This window comes from Advenella kashmirensis W13003 (genome assembly GCF_000506985.1).
Lineage (GTDB): Bacteria > Pseudomonadota > Gammaproteobacteria > Burkholderiales > Burkholderiaceae_B > Advenella > Advenella kashmirensis_A.
In genome coordinates, this window is the sequence record NZ_KI650979.1 from 1,859,125 (window position 1) to 1,874,753 (window position 15,629).

The window sequence follows — 15,629 nt, forward strand, 5'->3', positions numbered from 1 at the left end:
GCACAGGTTCATTTTCAGCCGCTCTCACTTCCGTGAAGTGAAAAATTCAGTAGACGTAGCTGGACGCTTAATGAACAGGAGCCATCGTCCCACAGTCAATTGCGCTGTTTAAGTCAGACTGACCGGCTCTCATAATAGGATTTCAGGAGGCAGTGCATGAGCACCGTGGAAAGTGCAACAACCAGCGGCGCGAGAAAATTTGTCGGTCAGCGCGTTGAGCGATTTGAAAGCATACCTCTGCTGACAGGAAGAGGTCGCTATGGCGATGACTTGGGAGTCAAGCCGGGCACCCTGCATGCCGCCGTCTACCGCTCTGACTATGCTCATGCCCGCATCAAGTCCATTGATGTCACCCAGGCTAAGAAGATGCCAGGCGTCAGGGCGGTGCTGACGCCAGAAGATGTTCGGGCATGGTCGCGGCCATTTATCAATGGGGTGAAGATTCCCATGGAAATGTGGGCCGTGGCTATGGATAAGGTTCGCTATGTCGGGGAGCCGATCGTTGTTGTCATTGCTGAAAGCCGTTATCTGGCTGAAGATGCCTTTGACGGAATAAAAATTGAATTTGAAGCGCAGTCGGCCGTCAGCAGTATTGAAGGCGCCATATCCAAAGATTCTGCGATTTTGCATGAAGCCGTCGGAACGAATGTATTGCACGAACGGGAATTCAATTATGGCGATCCACAAGCCCGTTTTCAGGAGTGCGAGCATAACCTGGAGATGACAATTGAATACCCACGCAATTCCTGTACGCCGATAGAAGGCGGCGTGGTGATTGCTGAGTATTTGCCGGGTGATGAGGGCTACGAAGTCTGTTCAAATTTCATGGGCCCATTTTCCATGCACGCTGTCATGTCGCTCGCTCTAAATGTACCGGGCAACCGTCTGAGGCATCGGTCAGCACCAGACTCCGGTGGCAGTTTTGGGGTCAAGCAAGCGGTCTTCACGTCCGTCGTTTTGATGTGCCTGGCCTCACGCAAGGCAGGCGGTGCACCCGTGAAGTGGGTGGAGGATCGGCTGGAGCATCTGAGTGCGGCGACCGCCGCAAACGGACGAATTGCCACCATCAAAGCCGCCTTTGACGGCGATGGCCGAATTCGTGCGCTCGACCTTGACCAGATGGACGACGTCGGAGCATATCTGAGAGCGCCGGAACCCGCCACTTTCTACCGCATGCATGGAATACTCACCGGGGCCTATCGTATTGATGATTTGCGTGTACGCAATCGGGTGGTGGTCACCAACAAGATGCCTTCGGGTCTTGTTCGGGGATTTGGCGGACCGCAGGTCTATTTTGCGCTCGAGCGCATGGTCCAACGCATTGCGTTGCACCTGAACATGGATCCGCTGGATGTCTATCGACGCAACTTCATCCAGTCCGACGCCTTCCCGTATCGCGCAGCAGCTGGCGCCTTGCTCGATTCGGGTGACTATCCCAAAGCCATGGCTGCGGCTATCGAAGAGGGGGGGCTGCAAGAGCTGCTGCGCAGACGAGAAGAGGCGCGCGCGCAGGGCCGCCTGTATGGCATCGGCTACGCGGCGGTGGTTGAGCCATCCATCTCCAACATGGGGTATATCACCATCGCGCTGACACCGGAGCAACGTGCCAAAGCTGGACCGAAGAATGGTGGCATTGCAGCGGCTACGGTCAGTATCGATTTGCTCGGCGGCGTTACGGTGATAATCGCCTCTTCACCGGCAGGGCAGGGTCATATTACGGTGTGTGCACAGGTGGTAGCAGATGTTTTCGGACTTCAGCCTAAGGATATCAATGTCAATGTCGATTTTGATACGGACAAGGACGCCTGGTCCGTCGCTGCAGGTAATTACTCCAGCCGGTTTGCCGGTGCCGTGGCGGGGACTGTCCATCTGGCGGCCACCCGGCTGCGAGGGAAATTGGCTGACGTGGCAGCTCATCAGCTTAAATGTCCGGCCAACGAGATTGTTTTTGACAGCGGAAAGGTCTATCGCGAGCATCATGCGGACAGGGCAGTGCCTTTTGCGCGTCTTGCCAGCAGCGCACACTGGGCACCGGCCGAACTGCCTGAGGGTATGTCGCCTGCTATGCGGGTCACGGAGTTTTGGACGCCAGAATCACTGGGTGCGCCCACCAAGGATGACCGAGTCAATACGTCGGCTGCGTACGGTTTCGCCTTCGATATTTGTGCGGTGGAAATCGACAGGAGAACCGGAAGTGTCAGAATTGATCGATATGTGACTGCACATGACGCAGGGAAAATACTGAATCCCGCCATGGCGGACGGTCAAATTCGAGGCGCTTTCGCTCAGGGACTAGGGGCCGCATTGCTGGAGGAGTTTCGCTATGGCGACGATGGGGCGTTTCAGTCGGGCACTTTTGCCGATTACCTGGTTCCTACCAGCTATGAAGTGCCTGATCCCGTTATTGTCCATTTGGAGACGCCGAGCCCCTTCACTCCTTTGGGTGCAAAAGGTCTCGGCGAAGGCAACAATATGAGTACGCCGGTATGTATTGCGAATGCTGTGGCGGACGCATTGAGCCCGCTCGGCGGCACGCCGGATATCCGGCTGCCCCTGAATCCGAACCGGGTACTCGAGCTGATCGGATTTGAGGATCCGGCTCCTTCGGGAGATGTGCAGATTCAGAAACCGGCGAAAAAAGCCGGCAAGGGGCACGCCCTGTCGGCATCGGGCAGCACACAAATTCCCGCGCCGCCAGAGAAAGTGTTCGATGTGCTTATGGATCCGCAGGCACTGGCCAGGGTGATTCCGGGCTGCCGCGAACTGCAGCGCATTGGAGAGAACCAGTACAGGGCCGACGTCGCGATCAGCATCGGGATGATTAAGGCCCGTTATGAAGCCACCATTTCCCTGTCCAATATTGATAGGCCAAACTCACTGCATCTGCAGGGTATCGGTGTGTCATCTCTGGGCGGTGCGGAAGGTGGCGGCGACATTGTGTTGCAAGCCAACGAGCAAGGCACGCTGATGAAATATCAATACGAGGCCGAGGTACAGGGGAAGGTGGCCGCTGTCGGAGGCCGCATGCTGGAAGGGGCTGCGCGTATGGTGCTGGGCCAGCTGTTTGAACAACTTGGCCGCCAGGCATCGGGTCGGGGCGGGGGTGGCAGCACCAGTTCTTTCTGGCGTCGCGTTTTGCGCTTTCTGAGGATAGGAAAATGAAGCCACACGCGTTTGAATACCGGCGGGTCGAGAAGGTCTCCGAGGCGTTGCAATGGTTGCGTGAAGACGGCGAGAACGCGCGCATCCTCGCCGGCGGGCAATCTTTAGTTATTCTGCTGAATATGCGGTTGGCTCAGCCCGCCAGATTGCTGGATATATCACGGTGTGCCGAACTGAACTACCTGAGGCAGGAAAAAGGCATGCTGTGCATTGGCGCCAGTACAACCCAAGCGCAGTTGCAATACTGGCCCGATCTGCCCAGAACCGTGCCTCTTCTGGCTGAAGCCATCCCCTTCATTTCTCATTATCAGATCCGTAATAGAGGCACCGTGGTTGGCTCGATTGCGCACGCCGATCCCAGTGCGGAGTTGCCTTTGTGCCTGGCGACGCTTTGTGGCCGCGTCGTGCTGCGTTCCCACAAAAAATCCCGTGTGCTGGACGCCGCACAATTCCAGCAGGGCATGCTGACGACGGCCAAAGAGACCGATGAACTGCTCACTGAGGTTCGTTTTCCTGTGGCAGGGGAAGGGCATGGTTATGCATTTGATGAATTTGCCCTGCGCCGTGGTGATTTTGCCATCGTCGCCTGTGCTGTCGATGTTGGACCGGAAAAAGTACGACTCGGCATTGGTGGCGTGGCGGACAAGCCGATGGTGGTCGAATGGGAACGCAGGGACTCCGCTTCCTTCGGACAAAAACTTAATGACCTGGCCTGGCAGCTGGATGCCCAGGACGACCAGCATGCCTCGGCAGCCTACCGTCGCCATTTGGTGCGGGAACTGGGACAGAGCACCATTGATACTGCGCTTTCCCGTTGTGCAAAAAAAGAGGACTAAACCATGTCGGAAGAGCTGATCAGACATCCGATTCGACTTACGCTCAACGGCGTTGCACGTAGCAGCCATGCCGAAAGCCGCTTGTTGCTGTCGGATTTTATTCGTCACGAACTGGGGGCCACGGGCACCCACGTGGGTTGCGAGCATGGCGTATGTGGCGCATGTACGGTGCAAATCGACGGGGTCGCCACCCGTTCCTGTCTGTGCCTGGCGCGACAGGTCGATGGCTGCGACTTGCGTACCGTGGAGGGCCTGGCTAATGAGGATGGAACGCTGAGCATTCTGCAGCAGGCATTCAAGAAACACCATGCACTGCAATGCGGCTTTTGCACCGCGGGCATTCTCATGTCCTGTGTCGATTTTCTGGGGCGCTTTACTGACCCGTCTGAAGAGCAGGTCCGGGATATGTTGTCAGGGCACCTTTGCCGCTGTACCGGATACACACCTATCGTAGAGGCCATCCTTGACGTGGCTGCCCAATTGAAAACTGAAAAATCGGAGACTGAAAATGCTTGATCTGGGAAGCACTTTTATACAAAGTGTTGAACGCAACCCCAACGCGCCGGCACTGGTGGCTGACGAAAAACGTCTGACGTATGCGCAATGGTTCGATATTATAAAAACGGTCGCGGGCGGTCTGGAGGAACGTGGGATTGGGCATGGCGATCATCTCTTGATTGTGATGCAGAATCGCTGGGAAATGGCCACTGTTCACTGGGCCTGCCAGATGCTGGGTGTGATCGTCACCCCCCTGAACTGGCGTTCCAAACCCGATGAAATTGATTATTGTTTGGCCGATTCCAATGCAAAAATTATTATGTATGATGACTCCTGCATTGAGGCCGTGCGCGAGGCAAAAAATGTATCGAATATAGGGATAATTGCCGTGGGCGATACCCTGCCAGGCAGTCATCGTTTCGAAGACCTGCTGGCCGCAACGCCGATAGATGGTGTTTCCCGCGCGACCGCAGAGGATTTCTCGCTCATGCTGTATACCTCGGGAACCACTGGCAAACCCAAAGGCGTACCACGTCGACATCGACACGAGCGGGCCGCTGCGTTGGCTCATGTCGCACAGAATCTGTATGCCTGCGGGGAGCGTACTTTAGGTGTCATGCCGCTTTATCACACGATGGGTGTGCGCTCTTTACTTTCGATGGCGCTTATTGACGGATGTTTCGTGTGTATGCCCAGGTTCGATGTGGAACAGGCCCTGACCTTGATTGAGCGCGAGGGTGTCACTAACTTGTACCTGGTGCCGACGCTCTATCACGATATGTTGTCCCATCCGCGCTTTCCTGGAACAGATGTCAGCCGCGTGCGCAAACTGGGCTTTGCAGGCGCTCCCATGTCCGAAGCGTTGCTGCGGCGACTCGACAAGGCGTTTTCGCCAGATCTCTTTGTCAATCATTATGGCAGTTCCGAGGTCTACACCATGGCCATCACGCAGAACGCGCGCACAAAAGCGGGGTGTTGCGGACGCGCGGCCATCAATTGCCGCTTGCGGGTTATACAGCTCGGCAGTGATAACCCCGACAGTCTGGTTAATGCCATGGAAGAGGGGCAGATCATTGCTCATCTGGATGGTGACGAAGCCTTCGAGGGTTACTGGAATCGCCCTGATGCGAATCAGAAGTCCCTGATTGGCCGGTGGTATTTCACTGGTGATATCGGTTATTACGATGCCGACGGCGAATTGTTCGTTAGTGGTCGGGTCGACGACATGATTATCAGCGGCGGAGAAAACATTTCACCTGTGGATATTGAGTCTGTGATATCGCTGCACCCGGCGGTCGACGAAGTGGCTGTTGCCGGAATCAAGGATGAACGGTGGGGGCACCGGGTGGTAGCTTTTGTAAAACGTCAGGCCAGCGTAAATGCCGAGGAACTGGACCGATACTGCCGCTCGACTGATCTTGCCAATTTCAAGCGGCCGCGCGAGTATGTTTTTGTAGCGGCCTTGCCCAAATCGCCCGTCGGAAAAATTCTGCGCCGCAAGCTGGTCTCCGGCGAGTACGAGATCGACGCCAATTGTGAACCTGCTATTAATCTTGCTAACTGAACGACACATAAGGATTACAGAATGAGTCAAATTAAACACCCTGCGCACGACTTGCTGCAGAACCTGGATGGTTTCAGGGTCGAAATCGATCCAGCAAAACATCGCGCTGATATCGTGCTGGATCGTGCGCCTTTTAATATTATTTCCATGCCTGAACGAGAACAGCTACGACTGGTTTTTGAAGCCCTGGATGCTGATGATAATGTCCGTGTCATCGTCCTGCGCGCCGAAGGCGAGCATTTTTCAAGCGGTGGCGATATTCGCGGTTTTCTTGAGGCGTCGCCCGAACACGTGTCAAAGCTGGCGTGGAATATTGCCTCGCCGGAGCGTTGTTCCAAACCGGTCATTGCAGCCAATCGGGGTTATTGCTTTGGCGTCGGCTTTGAGATTTCACTGGCCTGCGATTTTCGAATTGCGACTACCACCACAGAATACGCTCTGCCGGAACAAAAACTCGGACAGATTCCGGGTTCTGGTGGTTCGGCTCGTCTGCAGAAAATGGTAGGCATCGGGCGTACCAAAGATATTGTGATGCGTTCGCGCCGCATTCCTGGCCCGCAAGCATATGACTGGGGATTGGTGCTGGAATGTGTTGAGGATGAACAGCTTGAATCCGCAACTGACAAATTGGTGGCTGAGTTGGTGAAATTCTCGCCGCTTGCTCAGCGAACTGCGAAAAAATTGCTGAATGACAGCGAAGACGCATCCCTAGCCGCCGCGATTGAACTGGAAGGTCATTGCTACAGCCGGCTACGCAGTTCGGAAGACTTTCGCGAAGGTGTGGAAGCTTTCCACGCCAAACGCAAAGCCAATTTCACAGGAAAATAAAACCGCTGGCATGCACGCATTCACTCCGCATGCGTGCCGGCATAACAACGACCGCCGAGCATTTTCGGCGACCGATAGGAGACAATTATGAATATACAACAATCGGTGCCCGCACAAGGCGACGGGCACAAGGACCCGGCGGCGTCAGGATGGATGGCCGGTTTACGGGGCCTACCCTCCGCACTGAACCTGAACTCGGTCAGCGCAGGCTTGGTTGCTGCCATTTTTGGATGCTCCGGCCCGGCCCTGATTGTGATCGGCGCGGCTCAGGCTGGAAATCTGAACAACGGGCAAACTGTGGCATGGCTGCTCGCGATTTATCTTCTGGGCGGCATCATCAGCCTGTTTATGGGTATGCGCTACCGCATGCCGATTACCGGTGCCTATTCGATACCTGGGGCGGCAATCATGACTGCTGCCTTCGCAACGTTTTCATATCAGGAGGCCATCGGTGCGTTCATTATGGCGGGCGTCCTTGTGTTAATTCTGGGTGTCACGGGTGTGATCGGTCGCATCATGCGATGGGTGCCTATGCCAATTGTTATGGCCATGATAGCGGGTGCAATGATCCGGTTCGGTGTAGCTGCGGTCGATGCGGTCAGCGCTGCGCCGCTGATTGCGGGTCTGGCGGCGCTCGCTTTCTTTCTCACTGGCCGATTGACGCGTCGTGTACCTCCAGTACTGGCCGCATTGATTGTCGGGTTGGTTGTCACCCTGGCTACCGGACAACTGCAAATGGGGACATCTGAACTTGCGTTTGTGATGCCGCAGTTTACGGCGCCGTCATTTACCTTGGGTGCTTTCTTCGGCATTGCCGTCCCATTGGCTGCATTGGTAATCGGAGCTGAAAACGCCCAGGCAATTGGCGTGCTGATGGCAGAAGGTTACAAACCTCCGATTAACGCCATGACCATCGTCAGCGGCGTGGGCGGCATAGTAGCGGGCATGATGGGAGGGCACAATGCCAATATTGCAGGACCGATGACGGCAATTTGTTCTTCTGAGCAGGCCGGGGAAGACAAGGATAAGCGCTACGGCGCAACCGTTGTCAATGGTTTGCTGTTCGGCGCATTCGGCCTGATTGCAGGGCTTGCGGTCCCATTTGTGATGGCCTTGCCCAAATCATTGATTGGCGTAGTCGCGGGCTTGGCTATGATCGGCGTCCTGCTCAGTTCGTTGCAGGGCGCGTTTGGTCCACGACTCGGGAATCAGGTGGGTGCCTTCGTCGCTTTTGTGGTTGGCATGAGTTCCCTCAATCTCTTGGGGATCAGTGCGCCGTTCTGGGCGTTGGTATTCGGTGTAATAGCCTCGGCGCTGGCAGATAAGTTCAGCCTGGGTCAGCGCGACCGCGCAGACAAGTCTCCGGAACAACTGACCAAAGTATCCGGTGAGCGTGGGACAGCCTAGTGATTGAATGGCCAAATTATTGATATAATTGAAGAATGCTGCGAGACGGGCCCGGATGATGCAGCACGGGCTCGTCTCCACCCGTCCATCCGGGCGGGTGTCTCCATTTGGGTACCATGTCAACGGCGATTAAAATATTCCAAGGCGCCTTTGGCCGCGTATCTTTGCTCGATATGAGCAAGCCGCTGGTCATTCATGCCCATCATCACTGTCACGCCCTGATCAAAGTAAGCGGTGTAGACAGTTCATTTTTGGTCAAAGGCAAAAGCCAGCCCTTGACTGAAGAGAGCGTCGTTCTTATCAATGCGTGGGAGCCACATGCTTATGAGCATACGCCCAGCGGTGAAGGGCGTTGTATCTTGCTGGCGCTTTACCTTGAAACAACCTGGCTTAGTCAGGTGTTGCACTCCCTCACGGTCAGCGGTCATCCGCAGTTTTTCCCCAAACCCTGTGCCACACTTCCTCCTGGCGCACGCCATCTTGCCAATGCGCTGGCAGCCGAAATGCTGGTATCTCAGGATATTGCATCTGATATTCTTGAAGGTAAGATCTTTGATCTGTTCATGGCCACGGCGGAGCGACATTCTTCACTCAGAGACTCTTCTCCGTTGTTCAGCAGTTTACGGGCAAACACGATGGACCCCCGTATTCGCCGTGCCATTGGGAGAATTCGCGAAAACTTGCGCTACGGTGAAAACTTCTCAGAACTGGCAGCAGAAAGTGGATTGTCACGTGCACATTTTTTTGAACTGTTCCGCCGTAGTACCAATCTGACACCGGCTGTATATGCAAATGCGCTAAGGGTAGAAGCGGCAATCGCGGAACTGTGTCAGCCACAATTGCGTATCGGTGAAATTTCATACAATGTCGGTTTTTCTGCACCGGGACATTTCACTCGTTTTTTTCGGCAGCATTTAGGTATTACGCCAGGCGAGTACCGGCGGGTTGTCGATCTTATGGATGACGACATTGATTTGCTGTTATAAATGTCCAATTGTGTTGCATTATAAAAATAGTCGCCTGGCTGATCGCTTCTGATATATATGGTGGTACATTCTAATCCGGCACGCATTTATCAGGTTTGCAGAGTGTTGGAGAATCCAGACGCTTTCATTCGGACGGATACGTGAACAGCCTGGTTTTCTCTGTCATTGGTCATCCAATGTCGCTTTGAAAGCCTCTTTCATACAGTCCACGAAAAAATCCGTATGCATATCCTGCTGTGCCAGCTGAGGCTTGAGCATGTAGCTTTTGAACGGAATGTCCGGCTTGAACGGAATGGAGACAATCCCCGGAAATTTCGTGGTACGGCTGACAATGGGATTCACCAGGCTGATACCCAGGCCTTCGTTCACCATCCGGCATATGGTAACAGCGTAGGCGGTTTCAAGAACCATCGTGCGTTGTATCGCGCCGAATGCTGCGTCAACCGCAATGCGTGAAGCACTGCCGGACGGCAGGGAAATGAAGCGCTCTCCCTCAAGGTCTCTTGGCGTCAGGTGGCTTCTGCCGGCAAGACGATGCCCGGATGGCACAATACACGTGGCGTTCTCCGCGTGAATTAACGACGTAATAACACCTGGCTTGTCGGGCATATAGGCTACGAATCCGATGTCGGAGTGCTGCGTCGCGATCCAGTTCGCGACGACGGAAGATTCGCCAGTATCAACAATCACTCGGATACGCGGGTGGCGCGCATGGAACAAGCGGATTGCAATCGGCAATGCACTCATCACAATGGATGCCGCTGCCGCCACCCTGAGCGCCCCCTGGCCAACGTCCCTGATGACCCGCGCTGACTCAGCCATGCTATCGAGTCCGATGAATGATCGTTCCACTTCCCGGAAAAACGCTTCCCCCGCTTTTGTGGGCTGAATACGTCCTGCGAAACGATCAAAGAGCGCGAAACCCGCTTCCTCTTCGAGCTTGCCAATGATGCGAGTGACATTAGGTTGTGACGTATGGAGCTGCCTGGCGGCAATTGTCATTGAGCCGGTGAGCATGACGGCCCGGAATGTTTCAAGTTGCTTGAAGTTCATAAGCGTCCAATGAAGAGCATCATTTTTACACAATCATGTTGTCCAAACGCGAATATCCAAATGTGTATTCGCCTCAGGCCTCCCTGCATGATACTGGAGGTCATATCAAAAATGTATGAACTCGCGTGAATTTGTGATTTGACGTGATGATGTGCTGCGTCGATACTGGTTTCCATATCAAATGGAGTAATAAAAAATGGAATCAAAAGTGAGCCGACGGCTGAAAGAGCCTCTCGCCCAGGAAATCTGTGAACTGATTTATGCGCCGCGCATAGGACGGGACTTTCTCAAGGTCTTTCCCCATATGACAAGTGTGAACAAGGCACATCTGCTGATGTTGTACAAGACGGGGCTGATCGCACCTGATAGCGCCACAAAACTTGCCAGAGGCTTGCTGCAAATAGAATCGGAAGGTCCGTCCTCGGTTGAGCTGGATCCGGCCAAGGAGGATCCCTATTTCAATTACGAAGCCAGGCTGATGGCGATCACCGGCAGGGATATCGGGGGGCGGGTCCATATGGCGCGCAGCCGTAATGATATTAGCGTGACCACGGACCGCATTCGCGCCCGCGATGTCGTCCTCGATATTCTGGAAGCAGTTGGCCGGGTTAGAAAGAATATGCTTGAACGCGCAACAGGTTTTGCCGATACGATCATGCCTGGCTACACGCATCTGCAGCCGGCGCAACCCATGACCTTGGGCTTTTATATGTCAGGTGTCGCCGAGCATCTTGGACGAGATATGGACCGTCTGCTAAACGTTCTGGTACGCATCGATATATGTCCATTGGGAGCAGGGGCCTTTGCAGGCACACGATTCCCGATTGACCGGAGCATAACAACCAGGCATCTGGGGTTCACAACAGTCCAGGCCAACACGCTGGACTCGGTCGCATCCCGGGATTTTGCCTGGGAAGCGATGTCTGCCATGGCCTTGCTTGCCATTACCTGGGGACGGGTTGCGCAGGATCTGCATGTTTGGTCTACACCGGAGTTCGGACTTGTATTCTTTCCGGACCGCGTGGCCAGTACATCGAGCATCATGCCGCAGAAAAAGAATCCGGCGGTGCTGGAGTATTTGAAAGGCAAGAGTGCCCATGTTCTTGGCTTGCTCAATACAGCGCTGGTGACTGTAAAAGGTACGCATTACACACATGCCGGCGATAGTAGTCGCGAGAGCATGAGAAATTTCTGGGAGTGCGCGGACGAAGTCCTTCGCAGCCTCTCCCTGTTCGGCCTGGTTATGGGCAGCGTAGAACCACGAAAGCAGCATATGTTGGAGCACGTCAACAGGGATTTTTCAGTGGCAACCGATTTGGCAGATGGCCTCGTCGCTGAAGCGGATATGCCCTTTCGTGATGCTCATCATATTGTCGGCGAACTGGTGCGACTGGCCATGGATGCTGCAAAAACCGCAAATGAGCTGACCAGCGAAATGCTGGATCAGGCTGCGATTGAGGTGACGGGGACGCCTCTCGGATGGTCCGAGGATAAGCTGCGCAAGTACCTGAATCCGGTTGACAGTGTAATTGCCCGCAAGAGTGGGGGGCCGGCACCAGACTCCACACGGGAGGCAGCGCAAAGGCAGTTGCAGCACATTGATCAAGCTCTGGCGGTCGTGGCATCAAACCGATCAAGGCTGGAGGCCGCGAGTCGGGAGATGAATAACGAGATCAAGGCCCTTGCATCGCTTTGACGCATCAATACAATAACTTTGGAGGAAGGTGGACATGAAAAAATTCAATATCAAGCTATTTGGCATCAGATTTATTTCGGGCATCATCATGGCATGCTCCCTGAACATTGCCGCAGCAGCTTCTTACCCGGAAGAACGGCCGATTAAACTCATCGTGCCATTTGCGCCTGGCGGCTCTGTGGACATTATTGGCAGGTTGCTGGCAGATAATCTCTCTAAAGTCCTGGGGCAACAGGTGATCGTCGAGAACAAGTCCGGAGCTGGCGGAACCCTGGGAGCAGATGTCGTAGCCAAGTCTCCTCCCGATGGATACACCTTATTGCTGGCCGCATCATCACATCAGGCATTTCACCCCTTATTGTACAAGCGACTACCCTATGATCCTCGCAAGGATTTCACACAGGTTGCCCTTTTTGCCACGGTACCCAACGTGCTAGTGGTCAACAATAACGTACCGGTAAAGAGTGTCCGGGAACTGATCAGCCTATCCAAGTCCCGGGGACAGAAACTCTTCATGGGCTCCTCCGGAGCTGGCGGGGTCAATCATCTTATTGGCGAATTTTTTCAGTTCAGAACGGGCGTCAAGTTCGAGCATGTTCCCTACAAAGGGGCAGGCCTGGCCAATAATGACCTGATTGGCGGCCGGATCGACCTGATGTTTGTGAATATGCCCACGGTCCTGGCGCAAATCAAGGCAGGCAAGCTTCGCGCCCTGGCTGTTGCGAGCGACAAACGGTCTCCCTTGCTTCCCGATGTACCGACCATGGCTGAAGCGGGTGTTCCTGACTTTGCAGTGGATTCCTGGTCTGGTGTCCTGGCCCCGGCGGGCACGCCCGCTCCGATAGTCGATAAGCTTTCGCAAGCTATCACCGGGATAGCGCACAGCCCGGACGTTGCCAAAAGCCTGGGCGGCATCGGGGCCGAACCTCGTGCTGGAAACAGCAAGGAATACAAGAATCTGGTCGACTTCGAGTTGAAACGGTGGACCGAAGTGATCAAGTCGGCGAATATCTCCCTTGATTGAAGACCGGACCTGATTCGCATTCATTGTATTCAGGCGCAGGTCACACTGGGGATTATCTGGCGCTCAGGTTGAGATCGCTGATGGTTTTTGACCAGCGGGCATATTCGTCCTTGATGAAGGCCTGACATTCCGAAGGGGGCATATGCATGATGTCGGCACCCTGATAATGCAGGCTTTTGAGAACTTCCTTGTCCTTCAGGGCGGATTGCACGCCTGCATCAAGTGCTTTCAGCACGTTTGCCGGGGTATTTTTCGGCGCCAGCAATGCTTGCCAGGTGCCGGCATCATAACCCTTGAGTTCGTTCACACTTTCACTCAGAGTCGGAACATCAGGAAGGGCACCAGAACGTTTCGACGATGTGACCGCAAGTGCCTTGATCGTCCCTTTCTGGATGAACGGCAGAGCGCTGTTGAACGAGCCCGAGTACATGAAATTTACATTGCCTGCCGCCAGATCTGTCAATGCAGGCCCATTTCCCTTATAGGGCACGAGTTGAAATTTCTGCCCCAGCTTGCTGGCAATTTCCATCGCGACCAGATGATCGATAGACCCGTTTCCTGAAGAACCCATAAAGAATTTGCCCGGGTTATCCTTGATCTGTTTGTAGAATTCAGCGACGTTGTTGGCAGATATCTTGTTGTTCACCAGCAGTATCAATGGGACTTTGGTTGTGCATGCGGCAGCATCAAACGCTTTCTCCGGATTCAGATCATCACGTTTGAAAAGAGGTGGCGCCGTGGTGACCGACGAGGTGCCGTACATGGTTGTATAGCCATCGGGCTTGGCCCGGGCCAGGTCCTGGGAGCCGATGTTGCCGCCGGCGCCAGGGCGATTCTCTATCACAAACGGGGTTTTCATCACCTCCGCCACTTTGCGGAAGAGGACACGGCCGATAGCATCGGTTGGCCCGCCCGGTGAAAAGCCGATGATGACGCTCACTGGCTTGTCCGGATATGTCGGTTCGGCGTGCGCCGCGGTTATGTTAAAAAGGCTGGCCAGTGTGACGGCCGCTACGGCAGGAACTGTTTTCATCATTTGTCTCCGATTTCATTATTCGAATATTATTTTCCTGAATATTCAGGATTGCCAGCGGGCAGGAAACGCTCCGGTTGGGGAAGGGGGAAGTGACCACTTTGCAGGGGTATGAGAAAACCGGGCAACAGGTCCCAATTGTTCCAGGATCCCGTAGGGAGAGTCACGACGCTCCAGTACAGGCCGCAACTGGGTGGCAAAATGCTGGCCGCGGATGGCGGCATCCGGTATGGCAAGCAGCCCGAGGTCCTGTACCCACATTGAGGTACGCGTCAATGAGACTTTGACATGGTAGCTGCCGCCTTCCCGGGCCCGGCGCATAAGCGCCATCATCACACCTGTGGCACCCAGATAGCCGGTCAGATAATCATTGAGCAGATAGGTGGGGACAAGACGGGGCCGGTCGGCATCGCCTTCATCCATGGCGATACCGCTGACGATTTGTCCCAGTTGCTCGAAACCGCCACGTGTGGCCCAGGGGCCGCTGTCTCCATATGCACTCACTGAAACATAAATAATACCGGGCCGGATCGCTGCTGCCTGTTGTGCTCCGAAGCCGCGTCCTTCGAGACTGCCAGGCCGCCACGACTGGACCATGACATCTGTGTTTGCAATCAGTGTTTGCAGACGGGTGCGGTCTTCGTCCCGATCCAGATCGCAGAAGGCCGAACGCTTGCCGATATTGGTATCGATGGTTTGGCGGAAGGGATCCTGACGCAGCGGGGGGTCGAGCCTGAGCACTTGCGCACCGTGCTCAGCCAATGTGCGTGCGACGACCGGGCCGGCAATGACATGACCCATATCCAGTACACGCAGTGCATCAAGCGGGCGTTCGCCGGCGCTGGCAGGAATAACCGGGCTGTCGTCGATTCTTTCAATCTGTATGGGAGGTTGCGCCGCCAGCAAGGAACCCTGCGGATGCGCCCGCCACTCGCTTTGGCTCCTGGCATAAATGCCAGGTAATCGGGCTGCGGCAAAGGCGTCTTCCAGCTCATCGGCGCTCCATTTGGCAATGGCGTCGGCCAGGCCCCTCTCGGTATTGGGACAGTTCAGCACCTTGAGTACGCCGTCGCGCAGGTGCGGATATGAACCAATGGGGAAAAACCAGCGATTATCCCGGGTGCGATAGAAGTCGGCTTTCAGCTCAGTCAGTAAAGACAGGGCGGGCAGACCATAGCCGCTTTGGGTCTGAAAATGTCCCGGATTAAGTGAACTGGCCGCTTGCATCCAATCGATATCAATGGTTTGAGCGTGTCCGGTGCATTGTTGCCACCATTGTTGCACGGTGACGGCGTATGCACCGATAGCCGAAGCGGCGCTGACGGCAAGCTTGTGTCGTGAATCGAAATCAGGCAGTGTGCCATGCAGCGACAGACAGGCATCTGGCCGTTCGCTGGTTTCAGGATTCTGGGCCAGCAGGGTTCGAATAGCGCGCCGAACGTCCTCTTCGGCTTGAGTGTGATCTGTCATGTTGTTGATTTTCCGTGAATGATCAGAAAATTCTAGAGAGGTCGCACAGTTATGTCTAATATATAATTAATG

12 protein-coding genes are annotated in these 15,629 nt (G+C 54.8%); 9 read left to right on the top strand and 3 right to left on the bottom strand.

Annotated elements, in window-relative coordinates; genetic code table 11:
* Positions 1-156: 156 nt before the first annotated feature.
* The 7 genes from W822_RS32535 to W822_RS32565 all read left to right on the top strand — a co-directional run bounded on the left by W822_RS32535 (position 157) and on the right by W822_RS32565 (position 9,281).
* On the top strand, positions 157-3,162 hold the full coding sequence (locus W822_RS32535) for a xanthine dehydrogenase family protein molybdopterin-binding subunit (protein ID WP_024004792.1): 3,006 nt from the start codon (positions 157-159) through the stop codon (positions 3,160-3,162).
* Positions 3,159-3,998, top strand: coding sequence for an FAD binding domain-containing protein (locus W822_RS32540; protein ID WP_024004793.1), 840 nt, complete (start codon positions 3,159-3,161; stop codon positions 3,996-3,998). Before W822_RS32535 ends, W822_RS32540 begins: the two co-directional genes overlap by 4 nt.
* A gap of 3 nt (positions 3,999-4,001) precedes the next feature.
* The gene (locus tag W822_RS32545) at positions 4,002-4,514 is read left to right on the top strand and encodes a (2Fe-2S)-binding protein (protein WP_024004794.1); all 513 of its coding nucleotides are present in this window, start codon (positions 4,002-4,004) and stop codon (positions 4,512-4,514) included.
* Positions 4,507-6,060, top strand: coding sequence for an AMP-binding protein (locus W822_RS32550; RefSeq protein WP_024004795.1), 1,554 nt, complete (start codon positions 4,507-4,509; stop codon positions 6,058-6,060). Before W822_RS32545 ends, W822_RS32550 begins: the two co-directional genes overlap by 8 nt.
* Before the next feature lie 21 nt (positions 6,061-6,081).
* Positions 6,082-6,888: an enoyl-CoA hydratase/isomerase family protein gene (locus tag W822_RS32555; protein WP_024004796.1), complete on the top strand. Its 807-nt coding sequence runs from the start codon at positions 6,082-6,084 to the stop codon at positions 6,886-6,888.
* Positions 6,889-6,975: 87 nt separating this feature from the next.
* The gene (locus W822_RS32560) at positions 6,976-8,295 is read left to right on the top strand and encodes a benzoate/H(+) symporter BenE family transporter (RefSeq protein ID WP_024004797.1); all 1,320 of its coding nucleotides are present in this window, start codon (positions 6,976-6,978) and stop codon (positions 8,293-8,295) included.
* Between the two features lie 173 nt (positions 8,296-8,468).
* Positions 8,469-9,281 carry an AraC family transcriptional regulator gene (locus W822_RS32565; RefSeq protein WP_253272253.1) on the top strand — a complete coding sequence of 271 codons (813 nt, stop codon included), beginning with the start codon at positions 8,469-8,471 and terminating at the stop codon, positions 9,279-9,281.
* A 162-nt stretch (positions 9,282-9,443) separates the two neighbouring features.
* Here W822_RS32565 and W822_RS32570 read toward each other — a convergent pair whose 3' ends face one another.
* Positions 9,444-10,334 (bottom strand): LysR substrate-binding domain-containing protein, encoded by an 891-nt coding sequence (locus tag W822_RS32570; RefSeq protein ID WP_024004799.1) that lies wholly within the window; start codon positions 10,332-10,334, stop codon positions 9,444-9,446.
* 196 nt (positions 10,335-10,530) lie between these two features.
* Here W822_RS32570 and argH point away from each other — a divergent pair, with 196 nt between their 5' ends.
* Together argH and W822_RS32580 are read left to right on the top strand one after the other, a co-directional pair.
* Positions 10,531-12,030, top strand: a complete 1,500-nt coding sequence (gene argH, locus W822_RS32575; RefSeq protein WP_024004800.1) for an argininosuccinate lyase — start codon at positions 10,531-10,533, stop codon at positions 12,028-12,030.
* 34 nt (positions 12,031-12,064) lie between these two features.
* Positions 12,065-13,054, top strand: a complete 990-nt coding sequence (locus W822_RS32580; protein ID WP_024004801.1) for a Bug family tripartite tricarboxylate transporter substrate binding protein — start codon at positions 12,065-12,067, stop codon at positions 13,052-13,054.
* A gap of 52 nt (positions 13,055-13,106) precedes the next feature.
* Here the strand turns inward: W822_RS32580 and W822_RS32585 are convergent, their stop codons facing one another.
* Complete coding sequence (locus W822_RS32585; protein WP_051401649.1) at positions 13,107-14,090, bottom strand: Bug family tripartite tricarboxylate transporter substrate binding protein; 984 nt, start codon at positions 14,088-14,090, stop codon at positions 13,107-13,109.
* Positions 14,091-14,132: 42 nt separating this feature from the next.
* A complete protein-coding gene (locus tag W822_RS0123455) occupies positions 14,133-15,557 on the bottom strand; it encodes a CoA transferase (protein ID WP_024004803.1) in 1,425 nt (474 codons plus the stop codon).
* Positions 15,558-15,629 lie beyond the last annotated feature (72 nt).

Excerpts from the sequence above, each read along its gene's own strand:
- argH (WP_024004800.1), top strand. The coding sequence starts at position 10,531 with ATGGAATCAAAAGTGAGCCGACGGCTGAAAGAGCCTCTCGCCCAGGAA.
- W822_RS32545 (WP_024004794.1), top strand. The coding sequence starts at position 4,002 with ATGTCGGAAGAGCTGATCAGACATCCGATTCGACTTACGCTCAACGGC.
- W822_RS32560 (WP_024004797.1), top strand. The coding sequence starts at position 6,976 with ATGAATATACAACAATCGGTGCCCGCACAAGGCGACGGGCACAAGGAC.
- W822_RS32550 (WP_024004795.1), top strand. The coding sequence starts at position 4,507 with ATGCTTGATCTGGGAAGCACTTTTATACAAAGTGTTGAACGCAACCCC.
- W822_RS32585 (WP_051401649.1), bottom strand. The coding sequence starts at position 14,090 with ATGATGAAAACAGTTCCTGCCGTAGCGGCCGTCACACTGGCCAGCCTT.
- W822_RS32540 (WP_024004793.1), top strand. The coding sequence starts at position 3,159 with ATGAAGCCACACGCGTTTGAATACCGGCGGGTCGAGAAGGTCTCCGAG.
- W822_RS32570 (WP_024004799.1), bottom strand. The coding sequence starts at position 10,334 with ATGAACTTCAAGCAACTTGAAACATTCCGGGCCGTCATGCTCACCGGC.
- W822_RS0123455 (WP_024004803.1), bottom strand. The coding sequence starts at position 15,557 with ATGACAGATCACACTCAAGCCGAAGAGGACGTTCGGCGCGCTATTCGA.
- W822_RS32555 (WP_024004796.1), top strand. The coding sequence starts at position 6,082 with ATGAGTCAAATTAAACACCCTGCGCACGACTTGCTGCAGAACCTGGAT.
- W822_RS32535 (WP_024004792.1), top strand. The coding sequence starts at position 157 with ATGAGCACCGTGGAAAGTGCAACAACCAGCGGCGCGAGAAAATTTGTC.
- W822_RS32580 (WP_024004801.1), top strand. The coding sequence starts at position 12,065 with ATGAAAAAATTCAATATCAAGCTATTTGGCATCAGATTTATTTCGGGC.
- W822_RS32565 (WP_253272253.1), top strand. The coding sequence starts at position 8,469 with ATGAGCAAGCCGCTGGTCATTCATGCCCATCATCACTGTCACGCCCTG.